Consider the following 22,807-nt stretch of genomic DNA (forward strand, 5'->3'; position numbering starts at 1 on the left):
TTTTGAAGACTTACACCATTCGGCTGATGCTCACGGCAAAGCCCTGACACCCCTACAATTGATAGATTAAGGTTTGATTTGCCAAACTTTAACAGATTTATCACCACTACCACTATATAAAGTCTGACCATCACTACTCAAGGCAAGTCCATAAATGCCACCTCCATGTCCACTCAACTCCAAGACTGATTTTCCAGTGATGATGTCACGCACTATAATTGCTCTACCTAAACCGCCAGTAATAAATGTCTTGCTATCGGGGCTGATAACTAACGCATCAATACTTGTACCCAAAGAAAAATTATGAATTAGCTTTCCTGTATTCAAGTTCCAAGCTTTGAAACTTTTACCATCTGTAGTTCTAACTCCACCAGATTGAAAACTATCGTCATAGCCACCACTTAGCAGCATTTTTCCATCATTACTAACAGCAAGAGTAATTGGAGATGATGCTTTTTCCGAACCAGTAATCAGGTCTTCTTTTTTTTGGTAGGGGTGGGGTAAAACTGCGTATTTCTTTACCTGTTAGCATATTCCAAACCCGAATTTTGCCGCCATTTTCACCGCCACTATAGAGAGTTTTACCGTCACGACTAATTGCAAGTGCTGTTGTTTCTACTTTCAAGATGCGATCAATTTTTCGAGTTTTGAGATTCCGAAATTTGATAGTTGTATCACCACTACCACTAATTAAAGTTTTTCCATCTGGGGTCAACAACATGTCTCTCACTCCTGTTTTTTCGCCAATTGTGCGAATTTGCTCGCCTGTTTGCGTATTCCAAAATTTGATGGAGTTATCGAAACTAGTACTAATCAAAGTTTGAGCGTCTGGAGTAATTACTATTGATTTAATCCGCTCTTTATGTCCAGTTAAAGTCCGAAGCAATGCACCTGTATTTGGATTCCAAAGCTTGATTGTTTTATCATCACTACCACTAGCAAGAAATTGACCATTGGGTGCAAGAGCTAATGCACGAACAGGTTCAGTATGCCCTGATAAAGTTAATTTCAAACGCTGCGGTTTATCAGCTTTTGTAGCAACATGAAGCGTATCTGCTACAATTGGAAGGCTTGTAAACATACTCAAGTGTATAGGTATGTAAAAACCAAGTAATGTTAAGGTGTTAAATACAAAAGGCAGTTGCATAGTGATACAGTAATCCTATTCGATTATTACTTTAATATTTAAAGTATAGGAAAATACCTGTATTTGTATGAATCATTTCATATTTATGTAACACTTATTTTTCACAAAATTTGGAGTTTAAGTCCCCAGCTTCTATCAAGCCACAAGTGCTGTGGCGAGGTTTAAATCCTCGTTACAACACGTAATTGCGAATTGGTTTAACATTACTGTCTTTAATATCTATACTATGAAACAAGATCAATGGCAGATACTCAAACAAAAGCTGACAGATGAAGCAGACTTATCCAATATCTGGGTATTTTATATGGATAATTTTGCAGATCATCCAGAATTTACTGACTTGGGTGAGCCTGTTTATAATCAATACCTCGATAATGTTATCCGCAAAACTTGTCAGCAAATGTTTGGCAGAGAAATCAATATTAGTGACTTTTTCTTAATTTATATTGCCAAACATCATTTATTTCATGGAGCTTTTTTTGTGGAACGGCGGATTGGAGGTGTCATTTATTTCGAGGATATCAAAGTTGGGTTAATTGCAGTCTCGGCAGATTATCCGCCTACTGATTTAGTTAAGTATTCTCGTTTTTCTGAGGTACTGCAATTGCCAAAACCCAATCGTAATGATCTCAATTGAATGAACTCTTCAGACTGGAAGTCTGGGGCTAGGCAAACAAAGCCTGCCTTAGCAGGCTAATTAGGTTTTGATTAATAAAAACTACCAGATTTGCGATGTTCAATAGCGGTTATGCCATCATTAGTTAACATTTCACCTTTATCTACAACAGCATAAATCAACCATCGATCGCCACATTCTAGTTGATTTTGGACTGTGCATTCTAAATAGGCTAATGCGTCATCAAGAATCAAACAACCATTAGTAGCAGTTTGAGTAGAAAGATTAGCAAATGGGTTATCGCCGGAAGTACTTTGGCGGGAAAAATAGCGGCGCACATTTCTACCTTCTTTGAGAATATTCAACACAAATTTATCGCCGGGATGACGCATTAAATCAGCATTTTGTTCTGGAGAAATTGCAATCATAATTCCGGGTGGATTAAAAGTTGCCTGTGATACCCAAGAAGTTAAAATTCCTTTGTGACTGTTTTGGTCACGAGTTGTTACCACACACAAAGACCCAACTACTCGTCCTACCGCTTGTTCTGTGCGGTCTACTTGTGCTTCTGTAACGGCTTGGCGGGGAACACGGAGTTTTTTGGTTTTTTTCAAAGTTTGAGCAAATGTAGCACCTGCATCTTTACACTGTTGCAGAGTCTCAGTAGTGGGACTAAAGCGCACTCTAATGGTTTCAAAACCTAAGCGATAATTTGCATCTGTGAGTTTGCTTTCTAATAAATCAATGGCTTCACCACTCCAGCCGTAGGAACCAAAGACACCGGCTAATTTGGTTTTGGCAGCTGTTGATAAAACTATCCCCAAGGCTGTTTGAATTTGGGTGGGTGCATGACCGCCTAAAGTGGGGGAACCGATAATAAAGCCATCGCAAGCTTCGATAATGCGCGTGATTTCGGCTGTTTCTACTAGTTCGCAGTCAATTGATTCTACATTAATGCCGTTTTGAATTAATCCTTGAGCGATCGCATTCGCTACAATTGCCGTATTCCCATAAGCAGAAGCATACAATAAGGCGACGCTAAACTCCTGGGATTTTTGCCCTTGACACCACTGGCGATAATCATAAGTAAACCGACTCAAACTATAACGCACAACCGGGCCATGTGCGGGTGCATAATATCTTGCACCTAATGTTGCCAATTTATCTAAAGCAACTTCGACTTGTTTAGCTTGGGGTGCATGAAGACATTCAAAATAATAACGGCGTTCTGCGTCTAATTTTTTCCAGTCTTCGTCAAAAAGCTTATCTTCGCAGATATGTGCGCCAAAAAATTTGTCTGTATACAGAATTTTACTCGCAGAATCATAAGTACAGAGTCCATCTGCCCAACGGGGAGTCGGTACAGTCACGAATGACAACACATGGCCTTGTCCCAAATCTAAAGTATCTTCTGAACGTACCGCTTGAATGTGTGACTCCAATTCGGGAAAGGTAGATTTTAAAGCATTAGCCGCCGGACGAGAACAAATTATTGTCGCTTGCGGTGCATGAGACAGCAATACTTTCAAGGTGGTGCGGCGGTTTGGGTTGACGTGATTGAGAATAATGTAATCTAGGGTTGCTAAATCTAAATGTTGTGTTAATTCCTGAATGTAGATTTCGGTAAAAGATTCACCAGGCGGGTCAATTACAGCTTTTTTATCGGCTTGAATTAAATAAGAGTTTGCTGTAGTGCCTTTTTGGCGGGAATATTCAACCTCAAATTTTAGCCTGTCCCATGTGCGCGATCGCAAAATAATTGTATCTTGTCCAATTTCCGCAACCTGGACATCTCTAGGACGGCTGGGTGTGATAGTAGCAATAGACATAGTAACCTCTTAAAATAAGTCTGAAGTGTGAAGTTTTAAAAGTATAAAGTGTGAGGTATGAAGCAAAAATTTTTATGGTTTATTTTTCATTTCATACTTCATACTTCCTAATTCATTGTTGACTTTGACGATTTTTTCTGTAGCGTTGGGATATTTGCTGTTCTGGGTCGATACCTTCAAAGGTTGGTGGTAGCCAAACTCGTAAAATCAAGAGAATTCCGAGAACTAATAAAAAAGGCGCAAGCTGCTAAAACCTGAGTCCAATTAGTTTCGAGTACACCTTTAACAATCACTTCGCGCAAAGCGGAAACAATCGAAACTTCTACCGCTACTCCAATAGATATGCGTTGTTCTTGTAAGTAAATAATCAGCAGTCGGAACAACTCAACCAAAATCAACAAAAATAAAATATCAGCAGTCACAACTTGGAAATTTAGCGGAGGAAGTAGGGAGAGAAACATATCTCTCACTTGAATTGCCATGAAGCTAAATAAGCCAATACATAATGAAATTACAATCACATCTTGAATCATTTCCAAGCTGCGAACAACACGGACTCTATTAATTTCGTAGGCGGTAATTGGACTATCATCAACAGGCTTATACATGGCTTTTTATGTGAATATGGACTGATTAATTAAATGAAGAGTGCTGAGTAGGGTAAAAAGGTGAAATTAAGTCTTTGATTTTGACTCAGCACTATTGGCTTTTGACTTTTGACTTTTGACTTGATTTAGTAGTGATTTCCAACTTTGCGGTGATGAACGGCGGTGAGTCCGTTGATGTTTGCTACTCTTCCAGTTTGCACGGTACTATAAATCACCCAATGATCACCACAATCCATACGGCTGGTAATTTCACATTCCATGTAAGCCAAAGCGTCAGCGAGAATTGGACAACCATTAGCAGCAGGATAGGTTTTCACGCCAGCAAAGCGATCGCTACCAGGAGGAAAACGCTTGAGGAAGTGTTTCATATAACCTTGGTAGTTCCCTTCTTCTAGGACGTTTAAGACAAAGCGATCGCCTACGTGCATTAATGATTCAATGGCGCGTTCTTTCGCCACAGCAATGGCTACACCTAAAGGACTGGCGCTGGCTTGTGTCACCCAAGAAGCAAACATGGCGCTTTGAATTTCTTCTTTCTTAGCGGTGATGATATATAAGCCTGTGCTAATACGTCCAAGAGCTTTTTCCAAATCAGTGTTGATGGATTTGATTTGTTTAATGGCGCGATCGCGGTTTAACCAGAGTCCGATATCTGTCCCGGCTTCATCACACAATTGTTCTGTGACTCTGGTGGGAGTTTCTTTAATTAAAATTGGTGGAAAAGCTTCAGTTAAGCCAATTTCTTGAAACTTGTTACGCAATGGATAAACTGGTTCATCTTCTCCACCTCCCGACTCAAATAAACCAATTGCTTGTTTATGATGAGCCGCAGCTAATATTGTACTTAATGCTGTTTGGGCAACTATAGCAGATTGGGGTGGCATTCCGATGACTAAACCCGCAGCTTGTGAAACTAATTCCCGAATTTCTTGCGGTTCAGTACTGTTGAGAGGAACTAATTCTACTACTACTCCAGTTCTGGTAATGCCATGTGCAGTATAACGTGCAATGGTCTCACTGTAACCGTAATCTTCTGTGTAGAATATAGCAACAAATTGCTCAGTTTTAGTTTGTTCTAAACTCCAAGTTTGATAGCGGTCTAGCCATTCAGTAATGTGATGCTTTAATAATGGCCCGTGACCAGTGGCGACTGTAGCTATTTCTAATTTCTCAATGCGTTTTAAAGCAGCCAAAACTGAGCGGGCATTTGGCCCCATTAAGCAATCATAGTAATAATGAAAATCTTCTTCAATGATGGCTAAATTTTCATCAAAGGTATGGTCATCACAGTAGTGCATCCCAAATACATCACAGGTAAAGAGAGTGCCTGTTTTGTGGTCGTAAGTAAAGATTGTGTCCGGCCAGTGCAAGTTAGGCGCTGAGATAAATTCTAATTCATGACCATTACCTAAATCCAAGCGATCGCCACTTTTGACGGTGATCGATTTAAATGGCTGGTGAACCATATTCTCTAAAAATTGGATTGCCACTTTTGCACCTACAACAGTAATATCTGGCGCTAATTGCAGGATATCTTTAACTAGTCCACTATGGTCTGGTTCTGTGTGACTAATAATTAAATAATCTATCTTGGTCGGCTCAATTAATCCTGTTAATATTTCCAAGTACAATTGCTCAAACTTGCGATGAGAAGTGTCAACTAAAGCAATTTTTTCACCTTGAATTAAAAAAGAATTATATGTTGTGCCGTTACGTAAACCGAACTCAACATCAAAACGTTCTCTATCCCAATCAAGGCAACGAATTGCAGTAGTTTGAGCAGCAATTTTAATAGTTTGGATAGTTAAACGTGATGGATTAGAAAGAATTGAAGTATTTTCTGTAAGTGCAACCATTGGGTTTCTCCAAAAATCAATTTATCTGGAGTGAATCTGCTTACTCTTATGTTGAACTGTTATCTTCAATTAGTAAAATGCCAATTCCTAAAGACACTCATTAGTAAGTTTTATTCATGATTAAATTTGGTTTACCATTGATTTATATCAATGTGTACCATTAGTTTTGAATGATAAGATACTCGACTTCTTTAAGAAGTCAGGTATTTAAATATCACTAAAATTGCGATATAAGTCTTCATGTCATCAATATTTCTGCCTCCACCGACACAACAAATTCATAGCAACATCATCGAAAGTGCTGGTGTGGAAATATCGGTACTGCGTCTCGACTTGATGCACCCTTGGGTTAACGGTAATAAGTGGTATAAGCTGAAATACAACTTGTTAGAGGCAAAAGCAAGAAATTTCACCACATTGTTAACATTTGGCGGTGCTTATTCTAATCACATTTTCGCCACCGCCGCCGCAGGTAAGTTATTTGGTTTGCAGACAATTGGTGTGATTCGCGGTGAAGAAACGCTACCACTAAATCCGACGTTGAGTTTTGCGCTAGAACAAGGGATGCAGCTTGTTTATATGAATCGCACTAGTTATAAACAACGCAATTCTCCAGAATTACAAGCAGAACTCCGAGAACGTTACGGTGAGGTGTTTATTATTCCTGAAGGTGGATGTAATTTAAATGGTGTGCTGGGCTGTACAGAAATCCTCCAACAAGCAGAAAATTTTGATATCGTTTGCGTTGCTTGTGGAACGGGTACGACTTTTGCCGGGATTTTACTTTCACTGATTCCACAGCAAAAAGGAATTGCTTTTCCTGTTCTCAAAAATGGTGAATTTCTGCAACAAGAAATTGAAACGCTATTGCAGAATTATCTAGCGGCTGATTTACCTGTGTCAAACAAATCTGTGTGTGCGTGGGAATTAATTTGTAATTATCACTTCGGCGGTTATGCCAAAGTTAACGATGAATTACTAAAGTTTAGCCAGCAATTTCAGCAAATCTACGGTATACCTTTAGATTATGTATACACTGCCAAGATGTTTTATGGTGTGATGGATTTATTACAGCAGGGGTTTTTTAGTAAAGGCGATCGCATTCTACTAATTCATACTGGCGGCTTACAAGGAAATTTAGGTATACAACAAAAGACCGATAAATTTAAAACTTAGCGCAGTGTTTCACTACTTATTCATCTGCCAAGAGTAGCTGATATGACATCTTGTGAATCAGATAATTCCAATACCATTGAAGTTGATGGAATTGAATTTGTAACATTAATGCCTGAGCTTGTAGTACAAATTCCGCCAAATTTATCAGGTGCTAAAACTCAAGTTCAGTTTGGTATTCAAATTAGTAATAATACAAAAAATCCGCGCCATTTCTTACTATTTGTAGCGCGTCCAGAATTTCTGCAAGCAAACAAGCAAAAAGTTTCACACTTTGGCCCTACTGTTAATACAGCCGCCTCTCCAGAATTATCAGATTTTAAATTATTGATGCCTGGGGAAAGAGTAAATTTCTTACTAATAGGACATTTTGAATGGTTTAAAAATGAATTGGGGTTTGCATTTATAGGAAAAGATGCTACCCAGTGGTGGTATGGGAATTTTCAAGCTGGTACATACTTTATCAATGTCATATATGGTAATGAATATTCAGTATGGGAGCAGCATGGTTGGAGCGATGGGATTATTTCTTTAGTACCCAAGCCAAAGCGCCCAACTCACAACTATCCTAGAGAAATTACCAAAATAGAAAATGTGTGGACAGGTAATGTGGTTACACTTCCTATTGAGTTTTGCCTCATTCAGTAGGGTGGGCAAATTTTTGCTCACCCTACAAATTTAATTGATGCCTTTGAGTTTGCGTGTGCTATCAACTAAACTTTGAGCAAAATCATCAAATCTTTGGGAAAGTTTTTCATCTAACAACTTACCTTCTGGGTTAAAAGCACTCCAGGCTTGACCGATGGCGATTTGTTCTGGAATCACCCAACCATGTACCCAGCGCACAATTAAGCGTAAATCATTCAGGGCGTTGCTATTAGATTGACCTCCCAAAACGCTAATGAGTCCTGTGACTTTTCCTGATAGTTCTTCAAAACTCATTAAATCCAGAGCGTTTTTCAATACGCCACTTACACCGCCGTGATACTCTGGTGTTGCCAAAATCAATCCATCGGCACCACTGACAGTATCACGCAAGCGTTTGACATCAGGATAACCGGGATATTCTTTTTCACCGTTGCAAAATGGTAGCTGTAGTTGCCGTATATCCAAAATTTCTACATCTGCACCTATGGCTTGTAATCTTTGGGCTGCTACTTGTAAAGCCAACTGTGTGTAAGAGTTAGGTCTTAAACTACCACCAATGCCCACAATTTTTACCATAATTTCCTCATCTATTACAAATAAGAAGTCTGAAGTCTGAAATGAAGCAAGAGTAAGCTGCTAGATCCCCGACTTCTTTAAGAAGAATCGAGAATCTGACCACTTCTGCTTCTTTTAATTAATTGAGATGAACTACTTGTACAGAATTACGATTACAAGTCATAGTCATTACGACTATGTTTATCTTAGCGAGTTATGGTTTTGTAGTCAAATTTGTCGCAGCACTCAGCAATAGATATAAAAAATCACAGAAAACTATACTAAAGCTAATAGTCTGTCAAGGTTGGTTTATCCACATCCTTCCCAGGAGTATAATTTATCTCACTAAAATAAAATTCCTTGATTAGCATAGGTAAAGAGAGTAGGGAATAGTTTGGTGTAGAAGTTAGACTAGATAAAAAACCGTGATTTCCAGTTATTACAATTTTTGCTAGAAAAAGAGGCATAAAATCAGCGCGAAGCTCATGCCAGCAAAAAAAGGGTTAAATGATATGAAAAATTTTAGGAGACAGGCATTGATGCAACAGCGATCGCCCATGATCAAACCAACTAAGACCAACTCAGAGTTAAGCAAAACCCGCCAAAAGCGAACAAAAAAAATCTGTGGCTTGGTCTGGGGCGTTAATCGCCAGTTTAATGATGTTGCCCAATATTGTGGGCGGTACACCAGCCCTGGCACAAAGAGCTGATCGCGAAATTAGTTATGGCGAGTTGATTAGAAGAACCGAAAAAGGCGAAGTTAAAAAAGTCGAGTTAGACGAAACCGAACAAACCGCCAAAGTATATTTACAAGGGCAGAAGCCAGATACACCACCGCTACAAGTCAGACTTTTAAATCAAAATACAGAGTTAATTAATAAGCTCAAAGCCAAAAACGTCGAGTTTGGGGAAGTTTCTTCTGCTAACAGTCGGGCTGCTGTTGGGTTGTTAATCAACCTGATGTGGATTTTGCCACTGGTAGCATTAATGTTACTATTTTTGCGTCGCTCCACCAATGCTTCTAACCAAGCGATGAACTTTGGCAAATCCAGAGCGCGTTTCCAAATGGAAGCCAAAACAGGGGTAAAATTTGACGATGTAGCAGGTGTAGAAGAAGCCAAAGAAGAACTACAAGAAGTCGTCACCTTTTTGAAACAGCCAGAAAGATTTACGGCCGTTGGCGCACGTATTCCCAAAGGCGTGTTGTTAGTCGGCCCTCCAGGTACAGGTAAAACATTACTAGCAAAAGCGATCGCTGGAGAAGCTGGCGTACCATTTTTTAGCATTTCCGGTTCGGAATTTGTGGAAATGTTTGTCGGTGTGGGTGCTTCTCGTGTGCGTGACTTGTTTAAAAAAGCCAAAGAAAATGCGCCTTGTTTGATATTTATTGATGAAATTGACGCAGTAGGTAGACAACGGGGTGCGGGTATTGGTGGCGGTAACGATGAACGGGAACAAACCCTCAACCAATTGCTCACAGAAATGGATGGTTTTGAAGGTAATACAGGCATCATTATTATCGCTGCTACCAACCGTCCTGATGTTTTAGACGCAGCCTTGTTACGTCCTGGACGCTTTGACAGACAAGTAATTGTCGATGCGCCAGATTTAAAAGGGCGATTGGAAATATTGCAAGTTCATGCCCGGAATAAGAAAATTGACGAGAGTGTTTCATTAGAAGCGATCGCCCGCCGGACACCGGGTTTTACAGGTGCAGATTTAGCCAACTTACTCAACGAAGCGGCAATTCTCACCGCCAGAAGACGCAAAGATGCCATCACCATCTTAGAAATTAATGATGCAGTTGACCGCGTAGTGGCGGGTATGGAAGGTACACCCTTAGTAGATAGCAAAATTAAACGCTTAATTGCTTATCACGAAATTGGTTACGCCATCGTTGGAACCTTGCTCGAAGACCATGACCCAGTACAAAAAGTCTCTTTGATTCCGCGCGGACAGTCACGGGGTTTAACTTGGTTCACCCCCGACGAAGAACATTTTCTCATGTCGCGATCGCAGCTATTAGCCAGAATTACCGCCAGATTAGCTGGTAGAGCCGCCGAAGAAGTAATTTTTGGTTTACCAGAAGTCACTGGTGGAATGCGCGAAAATCGTAAATTAGAATTAGCGACAGCGATCGCGCGACAAATGGTCACACAGTATGGTATGTCCGAAATTGGGCAATTTTGCTTAGAAGCGCCTAATAACGAGGTATTTTTGGGGCGTGATTGGATGAACAAATCCGAGTATTCCGAAGAGATTGCCGCCCAAATTGATCGGAAAGTGCGGGAAATTGTCAATCAATCCTATGACACTGCAAAACGCCTGATTCAAGAAAACCGCACATTAGTTGACCATTTAGTAGAGATTTTGATTGAACAAGAGACCATTGAAGGAGAACAATTCCGTCAAATTGTCGCTGAATATCAAAGTCAACCGGTAGCTGATGGAGCGACAGTGGCTGTACCTAATTAAATCAGTTATCAGTTATCAGCTATCAGTTACTAGGCGTATGGTGAGGGATTTAAACCCGCCCCCAACGCACTCCACTAATGGGTAGGGGACTTCAACCCAGGTGTAAAAGAAACTGATAACTGGTAACTGTTGAATAATTATCTGCTGGAAAATTTTGATGAACAGCATACCAGTCAGTCAAGTGCGATGGACAATAGCAGATTTAGCACTCTTTGAGAGCGATCGCAATCATTGGTAGTGGAGGTGTTGTCTGATGGCGAAAAGAATGAGAAACGCGATCGCCAAGCAAAACTCAAATTATATTCAGTACAGGGAGTCTTAGAATATTGGATTTTTGACCGCAGGGAGCAGAAGGTGGAAGTATACCGCCGAGAACAGGGAGTTTTAAAACTTGTCGTTACTTTATACAGTCAAGATGAATTAACTAGTCCTTTGTTACCAGGATTTAGCTGTATTATCAGCAAAGTTTTTTAGCTTTGAGGGGCTATTTATAAAATAAATATTAAATAAGTAGAAAGACGTAAATAAATATAATATTTTCTGTCATTGGAAGCGGCGCAATCTCATAAGCTGTAACCTATCACTTGTCACCTGCTATAAAAAATCCCCTGGTTTTTACGGTTGTCGCCAGAGGAAAAATTAATATTGCTCTAATTTAGGATGTTTTTCTTGTTATTAGCATAGCAATATTGACTAGTTTTAAGGTGCCAAAATGGCAGAAAAAAAACACTTTTTTTACAAAGCATACTTTAGAATTCATCGTAATTTTAAAAACTATCTAAAACTCATATTTTATTTATAATTAAAGTCAGTACACTGAGATAAGGCTTCTTTCCTACTTCCTGTCTACACATTCTCTACTAAATTCCAGAAATAGCCGTCTGGTGCAGTGAAAGAAAAACTTTTTTCTCGAAACTCATTTTCGATGATATTTGTAAAATTTAGCACCTGACTGGACTTAATGCGATCGCAATATTCCTCGATGCACTGCACACGGTAAGTATACAACGACATCCCTAAACTTCCTGGTTGGGCGGCTTCAAACCGTGATTCTACGTGCATCGCTTCGGGAAAACGAATCACGTAAAGTCTCCCACTCCGCGCCGCCATTAAGTCAGTTTGGGAAGAACGGGGATCATCAAAAGTTGTGACGATAAATTTTTCCCCTGGCTTGAGGTCAAATAAATCTCGACCTGCGGGTGAAGATTCATAGCTAGTTTCGACATCATCTCGCACGCGCAACAAACCTAAAACTTCTTCATAAAACTTCAGGCTAGTTTTGCTATCGTCTTGAACAATAATTCCTATATGGGTAAATTGACTGGTTTTAAATACCGATGCTTCGTTGATATGTCCGTAATTTGGGATGGTGTAACCAAATCTTTGAAATAAAACTTGTCGAGTTAAGGGTTGCAGTAGTAACATTTCTCGTACCCCGACAGTTTGGTCGATAAAAGGGCGGCTTTTGCGTTCCTTGTTGTAAATTACTTCCCAGTAGGGAATGCTATATCGCACTGAAAAACCAGCAGTTTTGGCTTCTTCCGCATGATTTAAAATTGTTAAAATATCAGAAGTGAGGGTAGTTGCCCAACGATTTCCCTTGGTTTTCATGGATGCTAACCCCAAACCTTGATTCGTAGGATTTTGCCAAACCATCAACCGAATCAACCCATGATCTGCGTTTTGATGATATAGGCGAATGGAACGCACAGCAGAATTTACACCATATAATTGATAGGCTGTAGCCGCAGCTAATTGACCAACTTGCCCAATACGATAACCAAATTGTTCCCAATATTGAATGGCAAAAATTGGGTCGGGAACACCAATACATACTTCGTATATCCCTGCTATTTTAGGTTCTTTTTCTAGGGTCATACTGAATTTAATTTAGATATAACCAAATAATATTAATTCAAAAATAAGGTTGGGGAACAAGATTTTTTTTGTCTCACGCAGAGACGCGGAGACGCAGAGAGGTATATAGAGTTTATTTGTCGGTGATTTGATTTAAATCTTGGAGGACTGCGGCGGCTGATTGATAGCGATCGCTAAAATGATAGCGTACCATTTTATCTAAAATTATTCTGAGTTCGTCACTAATTTGGGCTGTGGGTTGCCACATAATATTACCTGTGTCTGGGTCTGGTTGTAATTCTTGGGGTAAAATACCAGTAATTGCTTGAATTCCCATCATCCCCAAAGCATAAATATCACTAGATAAGCGCGGATGTCCGGCAAATTGTTCTGGTGGTGCATAGCCTCTGGTGCCAATAGCAACTGTGGGCAATTCTGTTTGTTCGCTAGTTGGTGGTTGCATTAATTTAACTGCACCAAAATCAATTAAAACTAAGCGGTTATCTTGATTACTTCTAATAATATTTTGGGGTTTAATATCTCTGTGAATTACTCGATGTTCATGGACAAATGCTAAAACTTCTAATACACCTTTGAGCATTTCAATCACAAAATTTTCGGTTTTTGCGCTATGTACAGGGGCTAATTCTTCGTGGAGTGTATGGCCAGCAATGTACTCTTCGACTAAATAAAATTCCTGTTGGTCTTCAAAATAAGCAAGCAAGGCGGGGATTTGGGGATGTTTGCCTAAAGCTTCTAAGATTTCGGCTTCGGTATTAAATAATCTGCGGGCGACTTCTAAAAATTTTGGGTCTCGACGTGCCGGCATTAATTGTTTGACAACACAAGTAGGACTACCCGGACGCTGAGTATCTTTGGCTAAATAAGTGCGACCAAATCCGCCAGCGCCCAACACTCTGGAAATTTGGTAGCGGCCACCCAACAGTAAATCTCCAGTTCTTTTTTCGGGTTGTGCAACTATGGCTGCTGTGTGGGTATGTTGGTCAATAATTTTCGTGGCTTCTGTAGCAGAGGTAGTTTCTTGTAAGAGAATATTTAGTTGAGCGATCGCTTCTTGTTGTTGTTCAACTTGCTGAATAATTAATTTAGTTTGCTTTTGGGTGTTATACGCTGTGTAAACCAACATCCCCACACTACTAAATACAAAGGCCGTCGCTGGGGGAATTAAGGGTATCCAAGCAGCAAGTAAAAATAAACCCGCACAAATTCCTCCCAAACTAGCGAGGACTACACCTCCCACAACCAACAGCATTAGCGGATGTCGCCACCACCAGCCTAAAACGCTACCTAGCAAAGACCAAGCCAACACCCAGATTATTTCCAGCCACTCAGGCCAATACCAAATTAATGGTCTACCATCTAACACTGTACTGAGAATTTGACTGGTTATCTGGCCATGAATGAATAAATTTGATGTTCTGGTGGGATGGTTTGGTGAAGCACTGTAGGGAGTGTATACCCCCGGATAAATACTAGTAGCAGTCGTACCAATAATGACTAACTTATCTTTGACCCAGTTGGGATTAACTTGATTGTTAAAAATTTGAGAAAGAGTAACTGTTTGCGCTAGGTGATCGGGATGGCGATAATTTAATAATGTTTGATAACCTGCCGCATCTGTCCCAACATAACTACCAGAATTAGCAGTGAGGATAGGGAAAGTGGTTTTACCCAGATGAAAATATTTTTCTTGAAAATCTACATTTATCCCTTGTTTTTCTAAATAAATAATCGCCATTAAACCAGCAAAGGAAAATTGGGTTGCACATTTATTGCTATTAGTCGGTTCGGCAAATAATAAACTCCGGCGAACAATTTGGTCTTCCTGATTATCAGAAAGTAAATCGTTATAACCAACATTATCAACAGGAAAATTTGGCGGTGGCGAAATTTCTAATCTACCTTGACTGCTTAATAAACAAGTAGCGATAATGTTCTTTTTATTAGCAATTCCAGCCGCAAGATTTTTTTGATCTGAGCGATAAATATTTAAACCAATAACGCGGGGTTGATAAGACTCAAGTTTAGTTAATAACTGATTGATTGTGGCATCAGATAACGGCCATTTGAATTTTTCTACATCTTCTTCCGTAATTGTAACTATTAATAGTCGCGGATCTGGTGGTTCTGGAGGGCGCGATCGCAACATTTGATCATAAGCTTTTAACTCCCAAGGTTGCAACCACTTTAGTTCCCGCATTCCCCACACCAACGCAGTAACTCCCACACCAGTAACGACAACCATTCGCCACCAGTGAATCTTCGTCAAGGTGTCACGATAATCTTGATTTTGGGTTAAGGCAGTTCGCAGGTATTGTAATATTCCACTAATCACAGAGTTGTATTAGAAGGCAGGAGGCAGGAGGCAGGAGGATGAAACTTTACACTTCATACTTTATTAATTTAGCAACTTACTTGGCTGATGGATGAATACAGTTCAGCAAATAATAGGTTGTATAATCTATGGCAATCCTAAAATTGTTGACAAAAACTCTCTCCCTTGTGTCTATTGTTCATTGTTATCTATCCGTTTGTTCTCTCCATTACTAAAACTCAGTCATGTCAAGCACCACCATTGAAACCATAATTGCAGCCTACTTTAGCAACATTACCGCAATGAATCCAGAAGGCTGGATAGTGAACTTTGCTGAAGATGCGGTGAGTCATGATCCAGTTGGTGAACCCCCTGTCAAGATTCGGGAAGATTATCACCGATTTATCGGGCAATTGCAAGCTGTATTTGAGAAACTAGCCGCAACAACTGAACATATTTTTGTCGCTGCTAATGAAGCAGCCGTCAAGTGGACAATGCAGGGAGTAAGTAAAACTGGTAAATCAGTCAGCTTTGAAGGAATCACCATTTTTGAGATTAACCAAGACGGCAAAATTCAAACAACCCGCGCCTACTGGAACCCCAAACAATTGGTAGCACAGTTGCGGGGGTAAGATGAAGTTTGAAGTTTGAAATAAAGGAAGCAGTATAATCAAGTTTCTTTTCTACTCACAACTCCCCAATTTTGAAACGACGCAAATTTATTACCACCTGTGGTTTAACCACCTTAGCTACACAGATACCTCTGGCTGGAGTTCAAGGTAAACTATCGCCAAACACCATCATCAAGCCACCCCACCTAAAAGCGGGAGATACGGTAGGATTAATTTCTCCGGCTGGTGTCATTGATGCGGAAGATTTAGCCAATGCCAAGCGATCGCTCACCGAATTAGGATTGAATATTAAATTAGGAAACCATATTTTAGATAGGTATGGCTATTTAGCTGGTACAGATGCTAACCGCGCCAATGATGTAAATGCGATGTTTGCAGATAGTTCCGTCAACGCCATTATGACTATGCGCGGCGGTTGGGGTTGTAATCGCATCTTACCTTTACTGAACTACGCCCAGATTCGCACCCATCCTAAAATTATCATGGGGTTTAGTGATATTACTGCTTTAGTGTTGGCTATTTATGCCCGTAGTCGAGTCCTGACTTTTCACGGGCCGAATGCCACATCTAATTGGAATGAGTTTACTGTAGATTATGCCAAGCGCATCTTATTTGATGGCGAAGCAATCACAATGCAGAATCTTAAAACTGAAGATATACAATTTGAGACGATTGCATCAGGCAAAGCCACAGGTAAATTAATAGGTGGTAACTTATCAGTGATAGCAGCAATGGTAGGTTCGCCTTATCTACCTGCTTGGCACAAAAGTATTTTATTTGTGGAAGATGTCAGAGAAGATGTTTATCGCATAGACCGAATGTTAACTCAGCTAAAAAACGCTGGGATTCTCAATCAAATTTCTGGTTTTATCTTTGGTAGATGCACCGACTGTAGCATCGGCGATGAACCATCTTTTAAATTAACTCAAGTCTTACGCGAACATATCATCCCCTTAAAAATTCCCGCTTGGTATGGTTCAATGATTGGTCATATCAAAGATAAATTTACATTACCAATTGGTTTGAATGTCGAAATAGATGCCGATGCTGGCACAATTAAAATGTTGGAATCGGCTGTGGTGAGAGGGGATGAGTAAGGGGGACAAGGGGGACAAGGAAGACAAGGGGGACAAAGAGGATCAGGAGGATAAGGGGGAGAGATGTTGGTAAGATATTAGGACTAAAGATTTATTTTTCGCGCCTTTGCGTGAAACAAAATTCATCCCCTTAATCAGCAACACCTAAAATCAATTTGTAGCGATCGCACAACCTAACAAAGTCTGCATCACCTTGTCTACCTTGTCTCCCTTGTCTAATCTCATCACCGCTTAATCCCCCTAAACCTTTCTTTCGCGGCTTGAAACTCGGCTTGCATTACAGATTGGATTTTTTGTGGATCAGGTTTTTTCCCACCCATCACATCGCCAAAATAAACACAAGCTGCTTCACCTAAAGACCAAGTATAAGCCGCCGCCCAAGAAGCCGCGATCGCACTGCCAAAACCAGGGATAATTTTGACTAACTCCCGTCCAATTGCTTGGGCGAAAAATCCACCGGCGATCGCACTCACAATCCCGCCTGCTTGTGATGGTGTGATGGTTTGCCCGTATAATTTACCTAACAGTCCTACCATCGATACTTGCAATGCTGTTAACACAGGCATGGTTGCAAATGGTAAAGGTATGGCTGCTAATGTTGCTGCCATAATTGAAAAAGTCAACATATACCGCCTTCCTGCATCACGGTAGATATTACCAATTTGTTGACCTACTCCCTGTGATAATAACTGATTAATCGCGCGGGCTTCTGCTTCTGGCAACAATTCTGCTAAAGCATCTCGAAACTCTTCTAAACCATAAAATACCGGATTGTAACCATCTTCTTCTAAAGTAAAGTCGATCAGCACGGCGCGATCGCACAATCCACTAAAGGCTTGCTGAATTTCCCCAAAAGCGCGTTGAACTTCATCATAATTTGGTGGATACGCTGGATGATCTACCACATCCACAGGATAAACTTCGTGTAAGCAAGTCACCGCCAGTAAACAGGGAATATCAGGATATTGTTGACGTAGGTTTTGGGCAATTTTTCGCAACGTATCCGTGGCAAAATCATTAATCTTGACAGTGAGGATTAACACCCTCGCACCGCGACTAGCCTTTTGTAAATCACCCAACAACTCTTGAATGATGATTTGAGTTTCCTGATTAACATCTCCTAACCCCACCGTATCGGTAAAAATCAGCAACGGTAAATCATTAGAAGGATAGGCGTAACGTTCAGTATGTTGGGTATGGGGGCGAAAACCTTGTCCGATAATTTCTGCTGAAACTCCAGTTAGTCCCCGCACAATCGAACTTTTACCAGCTTGGGGTTTACCAATTAACAAAGCTTCTGTAGTTGGCAGTTCAGCGCGGACAGCTTCTAAAATCTCTGCTACCTGAGCTTCGCTGACACTATACCATTCAACCACAGTCTGCGATACTTGTTCCACAGGTAGAAACTGCATCAAACTAGATGTAGCTTTTTGCCAGATCCCTGTAATGCGGTTTTTCCAATCATTATTAGCCGACTGCGTTTGACCTCCAGGCGGTTCATTGGTAGATTGAGAATCTGCTGATGGCAAATTAGTGTTAGGTTGCTCAGTCATGGTAATCAAAACAGCAGATAGATGGCAGTTTGAGTTGATTCAAATCATGCACCTAGCGACTGAAGTCGCCGCTACACAGACAAAACCCACCTGCGCGGGTTCCAAACCCTTGATTTTATATTAGTCCGCGTAGGCGGACTTCGCTTGTGTAGCCGCGAATTACATTCGTCGGGGCTAGGTGCTTGAAATACTCACTAGCCATTTTAGATGATTCAACCGTCACCTAACCTGCACCTTTATAGCAATCTTCCAATCAACAAAAATCACACCGGAGATGATATGAATTACCCCATTGCAGAGTTAGCCATTGCTAACAGTCAAGATTTGGTGAGTTTATTACAATTCCCCTTTATGCAACGGGCGCTGATTGGTGCGGTGTTGATGGGTATACTGGGAGGCTTACTAGGTAGCTTTGTCACTTTACGACAATTATCATTTTTTAGTCATGCCGTTGGTCATGCGGCTTTAGTTGGTGTAGCCTTGGGTGTGCTGCTACAGTTAAATCCTACTTGGATGTTACTGCCCTTTACTTTGGTTTTTGGTGTTGTTGTCCTTTACTTTGTCGATAAAACCGATTTAGGCAGTGATAGCGTACTGAGTATAGTTCTTTCTGGCGCGTTGGCGATCGGTGTCATTCTTTCTAGCTTGATTCAGGGATATCGGGGTAACTTGATGGGCGTGCTGTTTGGCGATATTCTCGCTATTGATGCCACCGATTTAACTTTAACCTTACTCATCCTTGTAGGCAGTGCTATATTTTTATTCTCGACTTTGCGCCAGCAAATTTTACTCACCCTCAATCCTGATGTTGCCAAAGTCCAAGGTATTCCCGTGGAATTATATCGTTACGCCTTTGTCGTGCTGCTGTCACTAGCCGTTGCTGTGGCAATAAAAGCCGTGGGAGTTTTACTAGTTAACGCCTTTTTGGTGATACCCGCCGCCACAGCCAAGCTGATGAGTCAGCATTTTAGCCGTTTTTTGTGGATGTCGGTAATTGTTGGTTCCATTAGCAGCATTGTCGGGATTCTCGTTTCCGGGATTTTTAACCTTGCCTCTGGCCCTAGTATTGTACTGGTTCAGTTCTTGCTATTCATAGCTGTGTTCGTTATCATCAAGCTGGGTTGGCAAACTGCTTGAAGAAGAATTCAGAAGTCAGAATTCAGGAGTCAGAATAAGAGCGTGGGGTATTAAAAACGCTTATTCATCCGCCAGCGATGCAGTGAGCTTGTCGTTCGCGTAGCGTCTCCGGTAGGAGAAGTGTCTCACATAATTCCTTCTGAGTTCTGGCTCCTGACTCCTGAATTCTATTTAGATAACTTTTTTTTTGGATGACCCTTGCAGAATCCTTTTTTGTTCGCTAAGATTATAAATCGTGGCGCAAAAACAAAGCACCCGCCGGGATAGCTCAGTTGGTAGAGCAGAGGACTGAAAATCCTCGTGTCACGAGTTCAAGTCTCGTTCCTGGCATACCACTAAACCCCTTGAAATCCAACGATTTCAAGGGGTTTTTGCTTTATCAGTACCAGGACTTACACACAAAGATTTTCTATGGAGACTGGGTGTAAGGGTGTAGGGGTTTTGGATACATACAAGCCTACGGGGAAGTCAAAATTCAAAAGTCAGAGAATTTTTAACTTTTGACTTGATTTTGCTCCTATAGCCCTTCACCCTCCTCAATCCCTTGATTTTTTGTATTCGTAAGTCATAAGTAAATCACAAAATGTTTTTCATTTCGGTATTTACAAGTATAAATTTATACAGTATTATGAGGTTAAGAAAGGCGATCGCCCTCCGCCAAGAGCTTGCGATCGCCTTTCCCTAAACCCCCCATTCTGGGAGATAATTACTATCATGGCACAAGTCAAAAAGTTTGCACGACTCCAACATTTCCCCCCTTCTCGGTTACAACAATTTTTAGAGGGCGAAAAGTTTAATACTCCTGTCCGTCATTTAGTTTCTGAAAACCCATCACCTAAACGAGAACGCATTAAACACATACTCATTGGTTCTTCTCAAGCTGTTAGCAATACTATTCACCATTTGCATGTTGTTGGTTACGCCAGCACTAGTGATTGGAGTCCACTTTTACCTACTGCTAACCCAGATGAGGTGATGAGTATTTTAATCCGTATGATTTTGATGCGATAAGCAATTTCAACTATTAAAAACCCGACTTTAAATAAAGTCGGGTTTCTTTTTTATGTTTGGGTTAACTCTGATTTTAAGAATCAAAAAACCTTCGGCGAGGTCTATCGCTACAACCGCGAGTAGAAGTGTTTTCAATTATTCCGATTTCAGTTAATCGGTAAAGCAAGTGGGACACTGCACAGACAGATGAGTTCTGGTTTCCAATAATTCCGCCTCTAAAGAATAGAAGCGGCTTACGTGAAACTATAGGGAAACCCAACCTACGCCAGAATTGGTGTTTAGTCTTAATTAAACGGTATTGTTTTATACTCTGGCTTGCAAGTGATGGAGTTATATCATGTCCGGTTAATTAGTTGTGATTTCCACAATCTTTGCACCCCACCCCCAACCCCTCCCCGTCAACGGGGAGGGAAGACATAGCGTAGCTGTGGCGGGGTGGGGTTCTTCGGTTTTTGTAAGTAATCAAGCGGACATGATGTTACAGCATAATAAAGACTATTCAAAACTTTTATTTATGATTTTAACAATAAATAATATTTGCTTTTATTATTTGCTCAGTTTTATCTTGGAACTAAGAACAATTAAATACAAAATCAAAAATTATCTAGGTTGGTTTTAGAAAAAATTTACCTATGAAATATATTATTAATGCCATGAAAAGTACTGCTATTTTGTCTAAAGCTTTGTTGGTTGCTAGTTTTGGAATATGTATACTACCTGTTTCCAAAACCTATGCCGTTGATGCCAGCACTACATATAATCAAACGAGTGCAGCAGCAGCAACTTATTACTTCACTGTTGCCATACCTGCTTCTGGGGCAGAACCTCTACAACAAGTGACGCTGACGCAGATTCAAGGCAGGGAAGATATTGAGTATGATATCAGACAGAGTAGAGCTTTTGTGGAAAGGAGCGATCGCACAAGCAAAAATCTGCCTATTTCTTCGGTAAGTAACTCAACTGAAAACGGTTCAGTAACAATTCAATTCGCGCAGCCTTTACCAACAGGCACAACAGTAAAAATTGCTCTCAAACCGTACCGTAATCCTATTTATGAGGGAGTTTATTTATTTGATCTCAAGGCTGCTACTGCAAATCAGAATACAGAAAGTCAATCTCTTGGTGTAGCTCGCTTACAATTTTACCCAAACGACTAAACAGAAACACCAAAAAATTTTAGACTGTTGTCAGGTGGGCATTGCTCACCTGGCAAATTTATTATTTATTAATAACCAGCGCCTTTATCTACAATATTCCGCATGGGTTTACCACTATAGTAGCGTGTAAAATTATCAAGAAATAGTGAAATTGCTCGCTCTTTAGTTTGAGGAGAATGACCAGAACAGTGGGGTGTAATAAAAATATTTGGTTGATTCCACAAAGGGCTTTCTGGAGGTAGCGGTTCTGTAAATACTGTATCTAAAGCTGCACCAGCAATTGTACCTGTCTGCAATGCTTTGATAAGTTCAGCTTCATCAACAATTGCACCACGGGCAATATTAATCAGATAAGCATCGGGACGCATGAGGCTGAATACTTCTGCATCAATTAGTCCTTTAGTTTCTTTTGTCAGAGGTGTAGCAATCACCACATAGTGAGCTTCCCCTAAGAGTGCTTTCCACTCATTTGCACCTACCACTTTATCAAAGTTAGGTAATGGTTGCGGATTACGGCGACTACCAAAAATTTTTAAACCAAAAGCTTTCGCACGCTTGGCAATTTCTTGTCCAATGCCACCTGCACCAATAATTAATAATGTTTTATCTAGCAGTTCTTCGTTTCTAAAACTTCTTTGCCAACTCTTTTGAGCTTGTAATTCATGCAGTTTTAGAAAATTTTTAGCGTAAGACAACATATAAGCGAGGACAAATTCTGCTATAGGAATAGCATGAAGCCCCGCACCGTTAGTTAGGATAATTTCACGTTCTAAATACTGTGGTGTCAGAATGTTATTGACACCCGCATTTGTGGCTTGATGCCAACGTAATTTAGGTGCTGAATCTAAAACCTTCTGTAAAGTTGTAGGCTTAATATAATACAACCAACTGAAATATACTTCCGCATCTGTAGCATCACCATCAATATTGCCATCAACATCTGCTCGGACAATTTGTGTATCTTTAGGTAGATGCGGCTGAATCTCATCAGCAACTTCTATCGGTAGAATTAGCTTCACAATACTCTACTCCTTGAATATTTTGAGTATAGCTGAGTAATATGCGATCGCAATTACAGCAATTTTCTCTCACACCACAATCTTTAGTAACGAAACAACATT

The 22,807-nt window shown here is 40.4% G+C and carries 19 protein-coding genes, 1 tRNA gene and 2 pseudogenes; 12 read left to right on the plus strand and 10 right to left on the minus strand.

Annotated features, from left to right (window positions below; translation table 11 throughout):
- Window positions 1-66: 66 nt before the first annotated feature.
- Window positions 67-411, minus strand: coding sequence for a WD40 repeat domain-containing protein (locus ACX27_RS29660; RefSeq protein ID WP_062297817.1), 345 nt, complete (start codon window positions 409-411; stop codon window positions 67-69).
- 13 nt (window positions 412-424) lie between these two features.
- Window positions 425-1,081 (minus strand): WD40 repeat domain-containing protein, encoded by a 657-nt coding sequence (locus ACX27_RS29665; protein ID WP_062297819.1) that lies wholly within the window; start codon window positions 1,079-1,081, stop codon window positions 425-427.
- A 292-nt stretch (window positions 1,082-1,373) separates the two neighbouring features.
- On the opposite strand from ACX27_RS29665, the gene ACX27_RS29670 reads away from it, so the two are divergent.
- A complete protein-coding gene (locus tag ACX27_RS29670) occupies window positions 1,374-1,784 on the plus strand; it encodes a hypothetical protein (RefSeq protein WP_062297820.1) in 411 nt (136 codons plus the stop codon).
- A 71-nt stretch (window positions 1,785-1,855) separates the two neighbouring features.
- On the opposite strand, the gene ACX27_RS29675 is transcribed toward ACX27_RS29670, so the two are convergent.
- The 3 genes and pseudogenes from ACX27_RS29675 to ACX27_RS29685 all read right to left on the minus strand — a co-directional run bounded on the left by ACX27_RS29675 (window position 1,856) and on the right by ACX27_RS29685 (window position 6,056).
- Window positions 1,856-3,592: a diflavin flavoprotein gene (locus ACX27_RS29675; protein WP_062297822.1), complete on the minus strand. Its 1,737-nt coding sequence runs from the start codon at window positions 3,590-3,592 to the stop codon at window positions 1,856-1,858.
- A gap of 112 nt (window positions 3,593-3,704) precedes the next feature.
- Window positions 3,705-4,200 (minus strand): annotated as a pseudogene (locus ACX27_RS29680) (phosphate-starvation-inducible PsiE family protein).
- A 125-nt stretch (window positions 4,201-4,325) separates the two neighbouring features.
- A complete protein-coding gene (locus tag ACX27_RS29685) occupies window positions 4,326-6,056 on the minus strand; it encodes a diflavin flavoprotein (RefSeq protein WP_062297824.1) in 1,731 nt (576 codons plus the stop codon).
- A 240-nt stretch (window positions 6,057-6,296) separates the two neighbouring features.
- Here ACX27_RS29685 and ACX27_RS29690 point away from each other — a divergent pair, with 240 nt between their 5' ends.
- Window positions 6,297-7,232, plus strand: a complete 936-nt coding sequence (locus ACX27_RS29690; RefSeq protein WP_062297825.1) for a 1-aminocyclopropane-1-carboxylate deaminase/D-cysteine desulfhydrase — start codon at window positions 6,297-6,299, stop codon at window positions 7,230-7,232.
- Between the two features lie 42 nt (window positions 7,233-7,274).
- Window positions 7,275-7,877 (plus strand): hypothetical protein, encoded by a 603-nt coding sequence (locus tag ACX27_RS29695; protein WP_235526424.1) that lies wholly within the window; start codon window positions 7,275-7,277, stop codon window positions 7,875-7,877.
- Between the two features lie 30 nt (window positions 7,878-7,907).
- Here ACX27_RS29695 and ACX27_RS29700 read toward each other — a convergent pair whose 3' ends face one another.
- Window positions 7,908-8,453 (minus strand): NADPH-dependent FMN reductase, encoded by a 546-nt coding sequence (locus tag ACX27_RS29700; RefSeq protein WP_062297826.1) that lies wholly within the window; start codon window positions 8,451-8,453, stop codon window positions 7,908-7,910.
- 636 nt (window positions 8,454-9,089) lie between these two features.
- Between ACX27_RS29700 and ftsH the strand changes: the two genes are divergently transcribed.
- Complete coding sequence (gene ftsH / locus ACX27_RS29705; protein ID WP_083468941.1) at window positions 9,090-10,907, plus strand: ATP-dependent zinc metalloprotease FtsH; 1,818 nt, start codon at window positions 9,090-9,092, stop codon at window positions 10,905-10,907.
- Window positions 10,908-11,138: 231 nt separating this feature from the next.
- Window positions 11,139-11,381, plus strand: a pseudogene (locus ACX27_RS29710) (Uma2 family endonuclease); the annotation flags it as partial.
- Between the two features lie 372 nt (window positions 11,382-11,753).
- Here the strand turns inward: ACX27_RS29710 and ACX27_RS29715 are convergent.
- Together ACX27_RS29715 and ACX27_RS29720 are read right to left on the minus strand one after the other, a co-directional pair.
- Window positions 11,754-12,785 carry a VOC family protein gene (locus ACX27_RS29715; protein WP_062297830.1) on the minus strand — a complete coding sequence of 344 codons (1,032 nt, stop codon included), beginning with the start codon at window positions 12,783-12,785 and terminating at the stop codon, window positions 11,754-11,756.
- A 112-nt stretch (window positions 12,786-12,897) separates the two neighbouring features.
- Window positions 12,898-15,120 carry a CHASE2 domain-containing protein gene (locus ACX27_RS29720; protein WP_062297831.1) on the minus strand — a complete coding sequence of 741 codons (2,223 nt, stop codon included), beginning with the start codon at window positions 15,118-15,120 and terminating at the stop codon, window positions 12,898-12,900.
- Window positions 15,121-15,344: 224 nt separating this feature from the next.
- On the opposite strand from ACX27_RS29720, the gene ACX27_RS29725 reads away from it, so the two are divergent.
- Window positions 15,345-15,731: a nuclear transport factor 2 family protein gene (locus ACX27_RS29725; protein ID WP_062297833.1), complete on the plus strand. Its 387-nt coding sequence runs from the start codon at window positions 15,345-15,347 to the stop codon at window positions 15,729-15,731.
- 71 nt (window positions 15,732-15,802) lie between these two features.
- Window positions 15,803-16,828, plus strand: coding sequence for a S66 peptidase family protein (locus ACX27_RS29730; protein WP_062297835.1), 1,026 nt, complete (start codon window positions 15,803-15,805; stop codon window positions 16,826-16,828).
- A 224-nt stretch (window positions 16,829-17,052) separates the two neighbouring features.
- On the opposite strand, the gene ACX27_RS29735 is transcribed toward ACX27_RS29730, so the two are convergent.
- Window positions 17,053-18,381, minus strand: a complete 1,329-nt coding sequence (locus ACX27_RS29735; RefSeq protein ID WP_062297836.1) for a GTPase family protein — start codon at window positions 18,379-18,381, stop codon at window positions 17,053-17,055.
- On the opposite strand from ACX27_RS29735, the gene ACX27_RS35055 reads away from it, so the two are divergent.
- The 5 genes from ACX27_RS35055 (at window position 18,380) to ACX27_RS29760 (ending at window position 21,686) form a co-directional block, all read left to right on the plus strand.
- Window positions 18,380-18,505, plus strand: coding sequence for a hypothetical protein (locus tag ACX27_RS35055; RefSeq protein ID WP_256364370.1), 126 nt, complete (start codon window positions 18,380-18,382; stop codon window positions 18,503-18,505). The two genes, ACX27_RS29735 and ACX27_RS35055, sit on opposite strands and share 2 nt — an antisense overlap.
- Before the next feature lie 155 nt (window positions 18,506-18,660).
- A complete protein-coding gene (locus ACX27_RS29740; protein WP_062297838.1) occupies window positions 18,661-19,518 on the plus strand; it encodes a metal ABC transporter permease in 858 nt (285 codons plus the stop codon).
- A 257-nt stretch (window positions 19,519-19,775) separates the two neighbouring features.
- Window positions 19,776-19,848 (plus strand) — tRNA-Phe (locus ACX27_RS29745).
- Between the two features lie 384 nt (window positions 19,849-20,232).
- The gene (locus ACX27_RS29750; RefSeq protein ID WP_062297839.1) at window positions 20,233-20,529 is read left to right on the plus strand and encodes a hypothetical protein; all 297 of its coding nucleotides are present in this window, start codon (window positions 20,233-20,235) and stop codon (window positions 20,527-20,529) included.
- Between the two features lie 632 nt (window positions 20,530-21,161).
- Window positions 21,162-21,686 carry a DUF2808 domain-containing protein gene (locus ACX27_RS29760; protein WP_062297843.1) on the plus strand — a complete coding sequence of 175 codons (525 nt, stop codon included), beginning with the start codon at window positions 21,162-21,164 and terminating at the stop codon, window positions 21,684-21,686.
- Window positions 21,687-21,754: 68 nt separating this feature from the next.
- Here the strand turns inward: ACX27_RS29760 and ACX27_RS29765 are convergent, their stop codons facing one another.
- Entirely contained in the window at window positions 21,755-22,705 is a 951-nt protein-coding gene (locus ACX27_RS29765) for a D-2-hydroxyacid dehydrogenase (RefSeq protein ID WP_062297845.1), read from the minus strand.
- Window positions 22,706-22,807: the final 102 nt, after the last annotated feature.

The organism is Nostoc piscinale CENA21, assembly GCF_001298445.1.
GTDB lineage: Bacteria > Cyanobacteriota > Cyanobacteriia > Cyanobacteriales > Nostocaceae > Nostoc_B > Nostoc_B piscinale_A.